At 41.5% G+C, this 14,734-nt stretch carries 13 protein-coding genes and 1 pseudogene; 4 read left to right on the forward strand and 10 right to left on the reverse strand.

Going from position 1 to position 14,734, the window contains the following annotated elements:
* Positions 1-72: 72 nt before the first annotated feature.
* A pseudogene (locus C1T21_RS09675) lies at positions 73-1,154 on the reverse strand (ankyrin repeat domain-containing protein).
* A gap of 512 nt (positions 1,155-1,666) precedes the next feature.
* Between C1T21_RS09675 and C1T21_RS09685 the strand changes: the two are divergent.
* Entirely contained in the window at positions 1,667-1,942 is a 276-nt protein-coding gene (locus tag C1T21_RS09685) for a DUF4183 domain-containing protein (protein WP_258012406.1), read from the forward strand.
* Between the two features lie 171 nt (positions 1,943-2,113).
* Here C1T21_RS09685 and C1T21_RS09690 read toward each other — a convergent pair whose 3' ends face one another.
* The 4 genes from C1T21_RS09690 to C1T21_RS09700 all read right to left on the reverse strand — a co-directional run bounded on the left by C1T21_RS09690 (position 2,114) and on the right by C1T21_RS09700 (position 6,788).
* Positions 2,114-3,808: a methyl-accepting chemotaxis protein gene (locus tag C1T21_RS09690; protein ID WP_103048082.1), complete on the reverse strand. Its 1,695-nt coding sequence runs from the start codon at positions 3,806-3,808 to the stop codon at positions 2,114-2,116.
* A gap of 530 nt (positions 3,809-4,338) precedes the next feature.
* The gene (locus tag C1T21_RS27865) at positions 4,339-5,130 is read right to left on the reverse strand and encodes a helix-turn-helix domain-containing protein (protein ID WP_258012407.1); all 792 of its coding nucleotides are present in this window, start codon (positions 5,128-5,130) and stop codon (positions 4,339-4,341) included.
* Between the two features lie 53 nt (positions 5,131-5,183).
* Positions 5,184-5,540 carry a hypothetical protein gene (locus C1T21_RS27870; RefSeq protein WP_258012408.1) on the reverse strand — a complete coding sequence of 119 codons (357 nt, stop codon included), beginning with the start codon at positions 5,538-5,540 and terminating at the stop codon, positions 5,184-5,186.
* A gap of 369 nt (positions 5,541-5,909) precedes the next feature.
* Positions 5,910-6,788 carry a radical SAM/SPASM domain-containing protein gene (locus C1T21_RS09700; RefSeq protein WP_025719701.1) on the reverse strand — a complete coding sequence of 293 codons (879 nt, stop codon included), beginning with the start codon at positions 6,786-6,788 and terminating at the stop codon, positions 5,910-5,912.
* A 229-nt stretch (positions 6,789-7,017) separates the two neighbouring features.
* Here C1T21_RS09700 and C1T21_RS09705 point away from each other — a divergent pair, with 229 nt between their 5' ends.
* The 3 genes from C1T21_RS09705 to C1T21_RS09715 are packed head-to-tail and all read left to right on the forward strand — an operon-like array spanning position 7,018 to position 9,349.
* Positions 7,018-7,773: a helix-turn-helix domain-containing protein gene (locus C1T21_RS09705; protein ID WP_103048083.1), complete on the forward strand. Its 756-nt coding sequence runs from the start codon at positions 7,018-7,020 to the stop codon at positions 7,771-7,773.
* A 17-nt stretch (positions 7,774-7,790) separates the two neighbouring features.
* The gene (locus tag C1T21_RS09710; protein WP_103048084.1) at positions 7,791-8,348 is read left to right on the forward strand and encodes a GNAT family N-acetyltransferase; all 558 of its coding nucleotides are present in this window, start codon (positions 7,791-7,793) and stop codon (positions 8,346-8,348) included.
* The gene (locus C1T21_RS09715) at positions 8,345-9,349 is read left to right on the forward strand and encodes an alpha/beta hydrolase family protein (protein ID WP_103048085.1); all 1,005 of its coding nucleotides are present in this window, start codon (positions 8,345-8,347) and stop codon (positions 9,347-9,349) included. Before C1T21_RS09710 ends, C1T21_RS09715 begins: the two co-directional genes overlap by 4 nt.
* Here C1T21_RS09715 and C1T21_RS09720 read toward each other — a convergent pair.
* The 5 genes from C1T21_RS09720 to bglB all read right to left on the reverse strand — a co-directional run bounded on the left by C1T21_RS09720 (position 9,336) and on the right by bglB (position 14,628).
* Positions 9,336-10,271, reverse strand: a complete 936-nt coding sequence (locus C1T21_RS09720; protein ID WP_103048086.1) for a GNAT family N-acetyltransferase — start codon at positions 10,269-10,271, stop codon at positions 9,336-9,338. The genes C1T21_RS09715 and C1T21_RS09720 overlap by 14 nt on opposite strands.
* A 146-nt stretch (positions 10,272-10,417) precedes the next feature.
* The gene (locus C1T21_RS09725) at positions 10,418-10,684 is read right to left on the reverse strand and encodes a CD3324 family protein (RefSeq protein WP_071640172.1); all 267 of its coding nucleotides are present in this window, start codon (positions 10,682-10,684) and stop codon (positions 10,418-10,420) included.
* A gap of 326 nt (positions 10,685-11,010) precedes the next feature.
* Positions 11,011-11,862: a sugar phosphate isomerase/epimerase family protein gene (locus C1T21_RS09730; RefSeq protein ID WP_103048087.1), complete on the reverse strand. Its 852-nt coding sequence runs from the start codon at positions 11,860-11,862 to the stop codon at positions 11,011-11,013.
* Positions 11,863-11,958: 96 nt separating this feature from the next.
* Positions 11,959-13,500, reverse strand: coding sequence for an MFS transporter (locus C1T21_RS09735; protein WP_103048088.1), 1,542 nt, complete (start codon positions 13,498-13,500; stop codon positions 11,959-11,961).
* A 27-nt stretch (positions 13,501-13,527) separates the two neighbouring features.
* Positions 13,528-14,628 (reverse strand): beta-galactosidase BglB, encoded by a 1,101-nt coding sequence (gene bglB, locus C1T21_RS09740; protein ID WP_103048089.1) that lies wholly within the window; start codon positions 14,626-14,628, stop codon positions 13,528-13,530.
* Positions 14,629-14,734 lie beyond the last annotated feature (106 nt).

Genomic DNA, 14,734 nt, shown 5'->3' on the forward strand with positions numbered 1-14,734 from the left:
TGTACAACTAGCGCTGATTTTAAAATAACAAGAGCCATGACTGCGTGCATACCGCATTCATGGCTCACCTTGTTATGATAAATATTCACCCTCAATAATCTTCTCCAGATAATCTTCCGGCTGTGCAAGAAACTCGGCAAAGCTGCACACATCCGCATATTCCTGATGCTCCTCGTCATAATAACCCAGGCACTTCTGCTTCGGATTCCACACCAATATAATATCCGAGTAATTATCTACTTTTAGAGACAGACGCAACAGCTTTTGCCGACCCACCTTCATCTCAACCGTATCTATGAATGAGAAGAACTCAACAAATTGAATATCAAGATCATTTTCTGGCAGGTTCACACGGAGCTGATCCCCCATTAGAAAGGCAATAATATCCTTTGGAAGCTTGTAGCTTTTCAAAGCATGTCGTTTATTTTCCAGATTATGAAATGCCGGAGGCTCGACAGACTGTAAATACTCAGCCATTTCTACGTTTTTATTACTTAGTGCAATTGTATATGCCCGTTCTCCATCTTTTTCTGCCAGCGTCACATCAGCGCCTTGCTGAACCAAATACTTCACCATCGCAAAATCGTTGTTGCGTACCGCCACTGTCAAAGGCGTGGCTTTATAAGGATATACCATATTAGGGGCATTGAAATTAATATCTACGCCATGTTCCAATAGTAATGCTACTGTTTTTAGGTCATGCTTACTAACTGCGCTGCGGAGTGTTGCTCCAGCATGCTGCTTTATATCGAGGCCAAGCTCATGGATAAGCAGGATATTGCTTTTGTTACCGTAGTAGGCTTGCTCATAGGCACCGGATTTGACATGATTTTTCCCGTCCAGCTTGGCGCCATGGGCAACTACATAACGGACAATCTCTTCTTTACCATAGCGAGCAGCCGTCAGGAATGCGGGATTATCTTTCACATTAAGTTGAACCCCCTCATCGACCAGTAGCTTCAAGACTTCCATTTGCTCAGTGATGAGTGTAATATCCAATGGACTTAAGTCGTATATTGGCTGAGTACGATTCCTTGTTCTATATCCCAGCCTTCGGTCAGCGCTTGGCGTAAAGCAGATATATTGCCTTGAACGATATGCATCGCTATCTCAGGAAGAACCTCGAAATTGCCTACATCTTTTAATTTAATCATCGTTATTCCCTCACTCTTTATGTATCTACTATCAATCATGTATATCTATTTTATACCAACCTCTCCTTTACATATATCCAACAGATTCCCCAAAATTCATTATTCACTCTAGCGCAAACAAGTGAGTAATAGAGGTCAAAATACCTTATAGAAGCTATAATTGTATTATGATTCTGTATATCCTGTGCCACGAAAAGGGGCTCGCAATGCATGGTTGATGACTTCGGATACCAAAGAAACAAAGCGAATAGTAACCCGGGCCCAAAGAAGCTTGAACAAAGAGAAATAATTGGAAGACTCCTCCCCATCCAATCCATATCTAGAATATTCACATAAACTATGATATTTATCTGGAGTATTAGGAATGGAGGAATTCCTATGTCTGTTATTCGAATCTATCTGGAAGCAGACAGTATCGTATCTGGAAACATCGCATCACTACAAGTATCAATGTCACTCCAGTGGTTAATCGTTACACAGCTATTGTCGTGCTTGGTAATATATTAGGTGGAGTGACCACTATCCCAGCACAAAATTTCACGAATGATAGTGGTACTTCAGTCGCGGCAAATAGTCTTGTTGTTCCGACCAGTAGCGGATACTACAATGTATTTGTAAATGGGACGTTGCAGCGAGGCGGCTTAACAACGCTTTCTGCTACAAACCTAATTATAAATACAGGCCTGGTTGTTGGTGCAACAGTAGTCGTTGAGGTTATTAATTTCAACTCTAGTGCCTCCTCAACCTCTGTCAACAATGTTACAGTAACGACTACCATAAGCGACTGAGAGAATGCCTTCGTAAAATCACTATAAAAAAACCGCCAAACACAGGGTTTACCCTCGTCTTTAGCGGTTTATTTCTCTTTGAACCCCGTAATTCATCGATAATGTAATTTATATGCCCTTCTCCTCTATAGATCTAGACAATTCTTCCGTTACATAACTAAAAATAAATATTTAAATCTTGAAGTTCTCCACAAGCACCTGAAGCTTCTCGGCAAGTGATGAGAGAAGCGCTGCGGAGGATTCCACTTCTTGCATGGCAGCAAGCTGTTGCTCCGAAGAGGCGGACAGGGATTTCGCCCCTTCAGCCGTATGGTTAGAGACCATTACGGTATTCTGAATGGCTTCAACGAGCCCTTCAGAGATCAGCGCCAGATCCCGAACTGTGGCTGATATTTGCTCGCTTTGGGAGGACATATCGGAGATGGAGACTTCGATCTCGGAGAAGGAGCGTCCGGCCGATATGATCAACTCTTTGCCCTGCATCATTTCGTCCGTGGAACGCTTCATAGTTTCTCCTGCCTTGTCCATTTGGGCGATAATCAGACTGATCAGCTCGCTGATTTGTGTGGCAGAATTGGCAGAACGTTCGGCCAACTTGCGGACAGAGCCAGCGACAACGGCGAAGCCCTGACCTTCTTCTCCGGCGCGCGCAGCTTCTATCGCTGCATTCAAAGACAGCAAGTTGGTCTCCTCGGCGATGCTGGCGATGGTGCCGACAATGTTCTCAATCTCCTTGGAGTGGCTGCCAAGCGTATGAATAATGCTTGAGAGATCGCCAATGCTTTCGCTGACAACTCCCATTTGGGAGGTGGTGGAATCCATCGATTCCCGGCCAAGACGTGCTTTCTGGACATTATCCGCGGCCTTGTTCATTGCGATGTCCGCATTGCCGGCAATATCGCTGATGAAGCGTGACATATCCTGAACAGCTTTATAGCTTCCTTCCAGATTCTCCAATTGGGTATGCGCCCCATCGGCCAACTCAATCGTAACATTCACGCTATGCTCTCCAGCACGGTTCGTTGCCTGTGCGCTGGCAGACAGCTCTTGAGAGGAAGAAGCGACCAGCATAGAGGTGTCATTGACCTGAGTAATCAGGTTGCGCAGGTTCATTGTCATATCGTTGAAGTCGCGGGCCAGCGTCCCGATTTCATCCTTGCTTTTGAAAAGAAGCGGTTCATGAGTAAGGTCGCCTTTGGTAATGGTATTCACAGAGGCTGACAGCTTGGTAAGCGGACTTACCATATGGCGAATCAACAGGTAAACAACAAGGATAGCCACGATGAAAATGGAGCCGCCAATAATAAAGGGCTGAACAATAATATCCAACGTCCGTTCCTGAATTAACGAACCGTCAAAATTGATGGCCATCAGTGCAACAATGGGCTTGGTGGGATCATGGTCCTGATAAATGGGGCCATATCCGGTTTTGAGCGAGGTTCCTTCATATGTATAAACCTTGGAATATGCTGAATGCTTCATGGTAGTTATCATTTTTTTGTCTTCGTCTGTGAAGTAGAAGGAATCGCCAGCTTGATAGCCTCTTTGCTTGAAGTTGGCATCGGCGGCCAGAATTTTTCCATCCAAGGAGATAATGAAAGCCTCTTTAAAAATAGGCTTATGTGCTACAATCCAGCCGATCCGGTCTTCAATGGCAGCAAGTTTGCTGTTATCTCCACTGACCAGAGCCGATATATCCGCAGGATCTATAAGGCCAGTCGTAATATTGGCGCAACCCACCAACTCGATCCCAGCAGCTTCATCCACTTGATGATAAGCGGTACGATATCCGAAGTATCCAATGGAGGAGCCTACGAGAAGCAGTATGATGAGCATCATCCAGGTTAATTTTGTTGCCAGCTTCATTATTTGAACCACCAATCCTGACTCTAATAAATTTTTGTGACCATCCGTTTTCACTGCTACGATTATAGCCTATCAACACTTACTATAATATGGCATTCCAGTGTCGGAATATGTCGTTTTTTGTGAGAATAGTCACTGTTTTTTGTAAACGGGGGCCTTGCAGCGAACGGCCGTCATTAATGGCGCGGTGAAGACTACAATAAGCGACTGAGGTGAGAGTGCCTCTGTTGAATTACGACAAAAAAACTGCTAAACACAGAGGTTTACCCTCGTTTTTAGCAGTTTATTTTTCTATATATCATGTGTTTCATCGGTAACGTACTTTCGATTTTTATAGCTGTATTCAGCTTTATTTTTTGTGGGCTAATAAGAGATTAACTATGGTATCCAATTGAAGCTCCAATGAATAAGGATCTTCCATCACAAACTCATCCCCTTTATCGCTAAATGAACCGTACATATAAACCTGTCCTTTTTTTACAGCTGGAAGGCCTTTCCATAGCTCACTATGCAGAGTCTGATTAGCCCCTTCATCTTCTGAGCCGTATACAAAGATTGATTCCGGCCAATTTCTCTTTGGGATATCCCGATCGATCAATCCAAGCCTCATTCAGCATATAGCTTCTGACCCCCACCGGAATAATCCCCAGCTTCAAAAGATGCCCCATATACTGATCCGATGCTACTCGTTTCGGGTTTGCAGGTACTTCCACATCGCCTTTTAATGTCTTAACCGTTCTTGTCTGTGCTTGCACTGCCGCTTGTCCATCGCTGTTGGATGATGTCGCTGTATGATTAGCCTTCGTTTGCAAGATTCCATTTGTATTCGTCGGAGCCGAGCAAGCTCCCAGCATCAATGATAAACACAGCATAATCATCATGGCCGTTATTTTGACTCTTCCGTGCATGAATAAATCCCCTTCCGCATGATACCGATATTGATAATCAATATCAGTATAATGTGTGAAAGATGTCCGCTGAAGGGCATATTTAAGCATCGTTTGGGGCATATCCTGATCTTGCTTCTGGGCAGGATGCTCCCGCTCCTTTTTGAATCGTACGGGAGATAGTCCCTTATATTTCTTGAAGCTGCGACTTAACGAATGGGCACCTGGATATCCCACACGCTCTGCGATCTCCTGCAAAGTGGCGTCCGTCTGCATTAGCAGTTCTGCCGCTCGATCTGCTCTTACTTGGCCCAAGTAATGAATCGGACTGGTATGCATTTTACTTTTGAACAACCATGATAAATGTCCAGTACTGCATTCCAGCTCCTCCGCAATGGACTCAGGTGTCATAGGCCGACTAAAATGCTCACGCATATAGGCTACAGCCTGCGATACAAGGTCGGGCTTAAGAGGTTCGACGCCCTGCCCTACAACTGCTGCAACAACTCATATACAAATTGATGAAATAAGGCTTTAACATGCAGTTTGCCAAGTCCAGAAGCTTCACGCCATTCTTGCTCCAACAGCTTCACTTTATCGTACAAGGGCAGCGGGTAATGAGGTGCGAAAGCATACTGATTCTGAAAAGGATTTTCCTTTTCCAGCAATTGTGCAATCTCTTTGCGACCAGGCAGGACCAACGTTGCCTTGTACAAAATGATGAAATATTCAAGCCCCTCTTCCGCCAGGATACTCAGGGACATTCCTTTTCCGCCGTGCAGTACATGGAAACGCTCTACCCTGTGAATACTGTTATCCAACCGTACCCGTGCGCTTCCACGCACAGCATACAAGAACCCACTAACAGGAAGTCGATAGTTTCATAGCTCCTCCCCTTTTTCGATCTTCTTATGACGAACATCCATCACCTGTATAAAAACATGATTCCACAGCAAAATGTGATCGTTCAACTTCATTACTTCCGCTCAGCCTCCATCCAAACCGTTCCTTCGCTTAATATTCCGCCCTATCAGAATTAAATTCATTATAATTGATAATCATTCTCACAAGCAATCGATTGTATCTAACTTCCTCTGAACAGTTCAAAACCATTGATTATGTATGTATATATCAAAATATATGTAAAAAAGCCCTGTAAAAGGGCTATCTTTCTTGCGATTCATTCTACTGTTGAATGGAGATTACCTGTATGATTATGTTCCAAATCGTTTGCGGTACCCGCATTTTCGGCATAACTCTTCTACCGCTTCTCTCTTGGAGAATCCGAAGTACAGACGGTTTGCACGCTCCCCTTCCACAATGTCGGAAAAAGATTGTTCGTGCACGTTACCTAAATTAATGACACCTTCTCCATCAAGACAGCAAGGGACCACTGTTCCATCCACCAATACCGCCGCCTGGCTACGGAGTGCATGGCAAAAGCCTTTTCCGTCATCTTCCGGGGCGCTGAGGCTCGGCCATTCAAATTCATGGTCTTGATTCAAATAAACGTTTGGTGCGATTTTGACCCCACTGCCTGGTATCACCTTTTCCTCAATCCGATAGTCCAGTCCAAACTCTTGCTCCAGTCGTTCAAGTGTTTCCCGGTTGCGCTGACGCTGCACATTAGTCAAATTATCTTCAGTCAAGTTCCAGAGACGGAACGAAATAATGACATTGTGTTTCACCGCTTCTCTTACAAACGTGAAAATATTACCCAAATATCCTTCTCGATCCACGGAGCCTTCATGCCCGTCAAAACTGTGGAGAGAGAAGTTCATCTGACGCAGCGCTGGTTGCCCAAGCAGCTTATGTCCGGTCTTCGGCAGCAAGGTACCATTGGTGGTTATATTGACCTTCAAGCCTTTCTCATGAGCACTTTCCAGCAAAAGATCAATTTTCGGATGGAGCAACGGTTCTCCTTTTACATGCAAATAGATGTAATCCGTATGTGGTTTGACCTGATCAAGCACATTTCGAAAGACTTCCGGATCAATAAATTTTTTGACACGCTGTGTTTGAGGACAAAAACTGCATGCGAGATTGCAAATGCTCGTTATCTCAATGTATACCTTTTTAAAAGTTTTCAACATGATTTCCCCATTCTAACCTTCATCCAGAGCATCTTGTTTATGCTCACTAATCTTATGATTATAACGGGTTATCACCGACAGGTAAACTCTCCAGTCTCCCCCTTGGTGTGGGCATCAAATGCTCGACACCAACGCCTATCCAAAATTTGATTTGTTATTTTCTATTGACCCTAGGTCTGACCTAAGGTTTATAGTGGAGTTATTCAACTACCAGTAAGGAGTCCTGTCATTGAAAGAACACATTACGATCAGCCAGCTTGCTCAGCTCATGAATGTATCTGTACATCAACTGCGATATTTTGAAGAAAAGGGAATCCTATATCCATCACATACTGAAGAAAATCAATATCGGATGTACGGGCTTCATGAGATTTATCAGCTTTCGCATATTTTATTACTACGTAAATTAAATGTCCCTGTCGGTCAGATTCAAGAATGTATGACTTCCTATGCTGCCGATGATTATAACCAGCTTTTAGAGCAATCGTTGCAGAAGGTACAAGCTGAAATAGCTAACTTGAAGATGCATGAACAGTTTATTCACAAAATGTTAGAAGAACATAATAATCGGACCCAACAGGGCGATGAGTATCAGGTCAAACGGTTAGGTCCCCGTCATTTAAAGCTATGGTTTGCATTGGAGAATGGTCAAGAGCTCACTGCCGGAAACCTATTTAAATATCGCCCTGCCCCACCTCGATTATTTGAAAATGACCTGCATTACTTGTCTGATGCCGGACAGGTGAAGCTATGTTATGAAACGGCGGATGTGGCTGACTATATTCTGGAAGAAGGCAACTATCTTTATAAGCATCTTTCCGTCATTGAAGAACCTGAGATTGATTATGAAATCAAACAAATGGAACGATATGTAGCTCATCATCGATATAACTGCCAAAGCAAGATTGTTCTAGTAGAAAAATCTTATCTTTCGATGTTCGACAACAACAAGCTGCAATATGAAATTCAAGTTAAAGTAGAATAAATCTTGGAGGGCGTTACATGAGTGCAAAATCCTTTGACATTGTTGCATACCAGAAACAAGACCATGAAGCTGTTTGCAGTCTTTTAGTTGAATCGTTTAAAGCAAAATTTCAAGAGAACGAAGATGTTGTCGGTGTTCTTTCCCTCAAATGGAAATGGAAGGCCCCCTCCTCTTCACTTCCTGAAACAAACCCCATTTCTTTAGCTCCGCTCCTAAAACAGTTTGGTTGCTTCAATGTATTTAAATTTTTGACAGGTATGCATGCGCTGGAGTATACCCCCGCTGCAAATGAGTGTTACATTGATCATTTGGCAATTCGTTCAAGTCATCGTAACCAGGGAATAGGACGCCGTCTTCTAGCTTTCGCACAGCAATTTACAGTTGAATCTGGTTTTCATGCATTGACGCTTCATGTAGCGTATAAGAACCAAGGGGCTATCCGTTTGTATCACAAACTAGCGTTTGAAGTAGAACAATCCAAATATAATGGGTTACGGCATTTTTGGTTCAAGGAGCCTGTATGGCATCTGATGAGTTGGAAAGAGAACCTGCATTCGAGGAGAGAACATCGTTGAAAAAAACATTCAAGCTTACTTTTGGTATTGCGGCAGCTCTGACTGTTGCCTTGATACTAATTGTTCTATATCAAAATTCCTACAAGATGACAGAGGAAAAAATACAAATTAAGACACCTAAAGGGCTGTTAACAGGTACATTAGCTTTGCCTAAGAACTACTCGGGAAAGGTTGGATTGGTTGTTTTTGTCCATGGGGATGGTCCTATTAATGACACATATGATGATGGATACAAACCACTGTGGGAAAAGTTCGCTTCCAAGGGTTATGCCTCCCTGTCACTGAATAAGCCCGGTATTAACAGCGCTCCTGGCAATTGGCTCGACCAAAGCATGGAGGACCGCGCACAGGAGATCCGATATGCAATAGACTGGGCAAGAAGCTTACCTGTAGTTGATAAGCAAAAAATCGGCCTATGGGGAGCCAGTCAAGCAGGATGGGTCATTCCGAAGATCGTTAAAGAGGAGCACAATATTGCTTTCAGCATCCTTGTATCGCCTGCCGTGAACTGGATTTCCCAAGGACAATTTAATACCAGAAAAGAAATGGAACAAGAAGGAGCTACTCCGCAAGAAATTCAAAAGACATTGAACTACGATCAAGAAATTCTACAGTTACTGAAAAAACATGCTTCTTATGAAGAATATCTAAGCATAGCCGATCCTGACGATATGATTCCCAAAGAAAGATGGAGCTTTATAGGAAAAAATTTTCTGTCTGATTCCACCGAAGAATTAAGTCACTTCCATTCTCCTATACTCTTGGTTCTGGCTGGTAAAGATATTAATGTTGATGTAAAGGATACCGAGCGAGTATATCGCCAAAAAATACCTTCTGAGCTGCTGTCCGTGATTCATTTACCTGAAGCCGACCATTCCATGATGGATGAAAAAATCGCGCGTTCAAAATCTCTAACTTTTTTAACAGCCGTATTCGCCCCAAGAAAATTGGTGAATGACGAGTACCTGAAAATCCTTGCCGATTATGTCAGTCAGCGTTAAACAATGATGTTCTTTTTTGCCATACTTCTTTTGAATATGCTAATGAAAACCCCATCGAAAGATAAAAGGGCTGACCGGAACCCACAAAAATTCTTTCTGCACCTTTGTCCTTGACTCTTTTTATGGCTTCATAAATAACGGCTTTTCCAAGCCCCATTTTTCTATACTTAGGTATCGTACCTACCGGCTCCAGTATTCCTATTTTATTTAGCTCGTCGTACCAGAGAGTAGTGAAAGAAGCAACTTCATTGTTTTGATCCAGGATGACTACATCCAATTCCGGTATATAATCAGGGGCATTTCTCAATGATATATAACATCGTTCCGCGACATTATGATCTGGATAATCGCCCTTGTAATACCCAAATGCTCTTCCATGAGCAAACCCTTTTTCAAAATCCCCCACTTCATTCGCATCCGAAATTCTAAACCCTTTTGGTAATTCTACCTTTACATCATGGGGTACATTCATATAGGACGTCGTTTCTTTCCCATCCTGCAAGATATAACTTCTTTTTTTCAAAAGCTCCTTAAGTTGTTCTCCCTCCTCGTTTACGATTAAATCTAAAGTGGTTACTCCCTCATTGTGTAAAGCTAATTTCATTTCAGCATAATCTATTAATTCATTTAGAAATTCATTTGAAAAATCTCGATCTGCAAGCTGGAAATAGGCTTCACCTATGTTACCATCTCCTTCCGGGTGAACAACAGCAACAATTTCTTTATGCTCATCCTCCCAAATCCCAACAGTCTCAGGCCACATTTCAAATGTATTGTGCATGATTTGTCCCCAATATCCACAAAAATTCCATCGGTCTATAAACCAATTTTTGAGGTTGGGGCTACTTTTGAGGGAGTGTTTCAAAAAATCTCTAATCCTTAAAAAGTCATGCGTTTCGAATTTTTTCTGAGTATACTTCATTATTTACCTCCTGCTCTTCTGCAATGACCTTATTGTAAAGATTCTGGAAGTTCAGATATATGCCAAGTTCTTTTATCAAATGTTTGTAACGTTATACTTATAAGAGGACAACAAAAACCCACAGATCATCTCTGCGGGCACATTTTTTATTTTTTTGAATAAACGATTTTCTTAATGCGGTCTACAGACAGTCCGTATTGTTCTGAGAGTTCGTCAATGGGCACCCTCTCGCTGAATCTTGCACGTATCTCTTCGTTCCGAATGAGATAATAAAGGGCTGCGCCTGAGCTTTCTCCCCATCTCCGACGCTCACTTGGACGACTTGGGATATAAATGAGTTCTCCTTGTATATACCGCTGAACTTCCTTAAGCAAATCATCAGGAAGTAGATCAGTTGCCTTCAAATAATTCATGTAGGGCTCGCTCCTTAAAATAAATTTTACATTTTAAGGGCAAAGCCTGCGTCTGCCAATAACTAATCCTTACAGGCGAAATATATTCGCTCCATACCAAGCTTCGCCTTGTTTATTCCGCAGGCTTTGCATGGAGCAGATTGAGTACGAAATCAATGATACGATACATCGTTCCCCCTCCTTTTTGACATCATATTGGTTTTCACTTAGTCCAGTTCAATGATTAGGAACTCAACTCATGTTATTGTAAAATGCGAACTGCGATGAAACAACGATCAAAGTTACACTCGCGAACAATGGGTTGCTAGTGCTACTTGCAGAGACGTTCAGTCAACATGGAAAGAAGCATATAACCCATTTATATAAGCAACGCTCTTGTCGATATCCTGTTCCTTTGTTTCTTCTAATAGAATATTTATATAAGGTTTCTTATCTTTTAATAATTTCAGTAGAAAATTATAGTTTAATATCCCTTTTCCAACAGGCACAAACTTTGTCGCATTATCCTCAATAATGAAATCCTTTGCATGTATAATCACGATTCTGTCTCCAAAAAGATCAAATGCTTCTTGGAAAACAGATTCCTGGTTTTGATAATTATTTAGGGAAATAAAGTTAGCCGGGTCAAAGATAACTTGAAGATTATTAGACGGAACACTATCCAGCAATCTTCTCATTCGCTCCGGTGTATGAATAGGATGATTAATTCCCCCCTCAATTCCTACGATTACACCGAACTTTTCTGCTTCCGCTACAAGTTCTCTGACATTTTCCACTACATCCAAAAAAGGCTTCTCAGTAAAATTCTCTTCGGTATAGACAATCTCCGGGTTTACATTTCCCGTCTCGGTTCCAACAATGCTGCAGCCAAAATCACGTGCAAACCGGATATGCTCCTTGAATCGATCCAATTCTTTTCTTCTTTGACTTGGGTCAGGGTGGATCATATTGATGTAGCAACCTAAAACCGCTATTTGCACATCTTTTTCCCGAAAAATACTACTTATATAGTGAGCAATGCCAGGACTAAAACTTCCTAATTTTGTATTCACTTCATGTAGTGATTTACTTACGGCTAACTGAACGGATGTTAGACTTTTACTTGATATGATATTCACTGCTTCTTGTAAAGAAACGTTTTCAATATCGTGTACCCGAATTCCTAAATTTGCATTCATAGCCGTCCTCCATTTTAGATTTCAAAAAGCCGTATCATATGAAATCCAATGACCTGCTTTATTGACTTGATCATTTCAATTAAACCAGCTTCACACTTATACCATTACTTCATGTTTGGTTTCATGATTATCTTTATATTTTCTAAGATTTTCATACCCCACAGGGTTATTTCCCCATGTTTTTTCATATTCCCAACCTGTTAATTGTTCAAAAACTTGTCGGGCTTCCGGTGTAACCTCTTTTTTAGAACCGCCATTTTTCAAACGTTTAATTTCATCCAACAAAACGACATGATTTTCTTTAGTTAATTTGTAACGATAGGAGATAATCAAACCTCCCACCAAAAAGAAGAGCGTACCAAACAGCAAGATAGAAATAATAGCTGTTACAGCTGAATCCGGTTGTGATGCTTGCCCGGATACAAAGCCTGCTTCTTGCAATGCAACACCTACTAAAAAAACTGCTAGCGCCTGAGTCCCTTTTCTGATCAAACTCATTACACCGGCGAACACACCTTCACGTCTTTGACCAGTTAAAGCTTCATCTACGTCTGGAATAAATGCGTAGTTGTTCCATGGGATGTAGTTCAAACCACCGCGTCCCAACCCGCAAATTCCAATCATAGCAAACAGTAAAACAGTGTTATTTAGCGTTCCAGTGACCTTTAATACAATAAATCCAATAACTCCTGCGATAAAGAGAGAAATTGCAGTTCTAAACGCCGGGGCAGGATTCAATTTAATCGTTAAGGTAAGAGCAATCCATACGCCAAAAAGCTGCATGACATACATAAAGGTTAATAAGTTGGATGCGGCAACGGCATTTTGCAGGAGAGCAAAAACAACAAAATAAGTAAATACGGCGTTGAATACATCCTGACTTAAATATCCACCCAAATACATACCCAGATGGTGACGAAATGTTTTTACTCGTAAAGTCGAGAATAAATCCGCATAGATCTTATGAACATTTTGTAAGAAAGTTCTATTACCAATCACGTCCTCTTCAGGTATTTCTTCAAGAGGACGTTCCCATGTGTTTCTGTAAAGCAGTGACAATACCACTACAAATATGACAGTGAAAATAATACCTGAGTACAGGAATGTAAGAGGATCATCCTTACCCAATGCTTCCACAAGACGGCCAGGAATAAATGCAGCGAATACAGCTGAAGCCTGGGCAACAAACATTCTTGCACCTGTAAACTTCGAACGCACTTTATAATCGTTACTCATTTCAGCGGCAAGTGTATCATAAGGAATTAAAATCATGGAGTATACAATTTCAAACAAAATATAGGTTAATAAGTAATACCAGTAAGAAAAACCGGAAACCCAAATGGCTGCATAGACAAGTACAAGTGGAATGGCGGCTAATATAAAAAATTTTCGTCTTCCAAAGCGACGGCCAAGTTTTGTTTTATGAAAATTATCTGTAATATATCCCATAGTTGGCGCTGCAATCGCATCAACAATCCGAGCAATAGCGAAAATAGAACCTGCTTGAATAGCAGTTAGGCCACAAAAAGTTGTTAAGAAGAAAAGCAACCATGCTGCTGTCAATGCAAACGCGCCTGCCCCTAAGAAATCACCTAACCCATAGGACAAATAATTAATAAATTTGGGTTGTCTAACCACTTTACTCTCCTCCATTTTGGGGTTGTATTAGATATAAGTATGAAGATATTCGGATAGGCAAAGCACAGCCAGCGATTGTCCATAAGGCATGGTAGTCTGTCTGATTTCCTTGTAAAATTCTAAAGTATCTCCCATACCTGTTCCTACAGATACCCTTTGCAATGCTCCTTCTTTATTAATTTCATTAATAATTCCGCAAATAGCCTTGTGGGCGACTTCTTTATAGTCCTGGTCGATATACCGCTTATGAATGGATTTTAAAATTCCATATGCAAATCCAGCTGAAGCTGAGGCTTCCAAATAAGAGGTCTGATCATTAATTAGTGTATGCCATAATCCGCTTGCATCCTGATAGTTGGCAAGAGCTTCAATTTGCTTGTTCAATGTATCAATTAGGAATTCACGAAGAAAATCCCCCTTTTCCAATTCCAATATCTCAATAATCTCGGGAATCGCAATGGTAATCCAGCAATTTCCTCTTGCCCAAAGCGCTTCGGCATAATTATGGTTTTCTTCGAATGTCCAGCCGTGGAACCATAAGCCTGTCTTTTTGTCCGTTAAATATTTGATATGGATTAGAAACTGCTTTTTGGCTTCTTGCAGGTATTCAGGTTTGTTTAGCAGCTTACCGATTTTCGCCAAAGGCAACACAGTCATCATTAAGGTATCGTCCCAAAGCTGATTTTTATTCTCCGGTCCATAGGTCATATGTTGTAACCCATCTTCTTTTGTACGAGGCATATCATGCATTACCCATTCAGCCCAATCTTCCAAATAGGGCAGGTATGTCTGGTTTCCGGTATCTTCATATAAAAATGCCAATGTTAATAGCGGCGCCATCGTATTGACGTTTTTCGGCGGTGCACCTTCTTGGATCCTTGCATTGAACCATTCATTGATAATATCCAAAGCTCTTGGGTCATCAGTTAATTTCCAATATTTATAGATTCCATATAACCCTACCCCCTGAGGCCAGTTCCAAATATTCCAGCTTTTATCATCCACAATTAACCCGTCAAAATTGAGTAAAAATTCACCGCTTTGGTCTTTGATTTGTGTGAGATTATTCATTAATAAATGAATACGATCAATGACCTCTTTCTTTTCGAAAGCTTTTACCTGCAACACAACAATCCCTCCAAATAATGATCTCTTTATCTTCATTTGTCATCGCTTACACTTATACTGTTATTGTATTGAAAGTGCTTTCTTGAAACTATAAAAAAAACAGTGG

The organism is Paenibacillus sp. F4 (assembly GCF_002894905.1).
GTDB classification, from domain to species: Bacteria; Bacillota; Bacilli; order Paenibacillales; family Paenibacillaceae; genus Paenibacillus; species Paenibacillus polymyxa_B.

Coding starts and splice junctions, on each gene's coding strand:
- C1T21_RS09690 (WP_103048082.1), bottom strand. CDS start 3,808: ATGAAGCTGGCAACAAAATTAACCTGGATGATGCTCATCATACTGCTT.
- C1T21_RS27865 (WP_258012407.1), bottom strand. CDS start 5,130: ATGCGTGAGCATTTTAGTCGGCCTATGACACCTGAGTCCATTGCGGAG.
- C1T21_RS09700 (WP_025719701.1), bottom strand. CDS start 6,788: ATGTTGAAAACTTTTAAAAAGGTATACATTGAGATAACGAGCATTTGC.
- C1T21_RS09710 (WP_103048084.1), top strand. CDS start 7,791: ATGAGTGCAAAATCCTTTGACATTGTTGCATACCAGAAACAAGACCAT.
- C1T21_RS09720 (WP_103048086.1), bottom strand. CDS start 10,271: ATGAAGTATACTCAGAAAAAATTCGAAACGCATGACTTTTTAAGGATT.
- C1T21_RS09725 (WP_071640172.1), bottom strand. CDS start 10,684: ATGAATTATTTGAAGGCAACTGATCTACTTCCTGATGATTTGCTTAAG.
- C1T21_RS09730 (WP_103048087.1), bottom strand. CDS start 11,862: ATGAATGCAAATTTAGGAATTCGGGTACACGATATTGAAAACGTTTCT.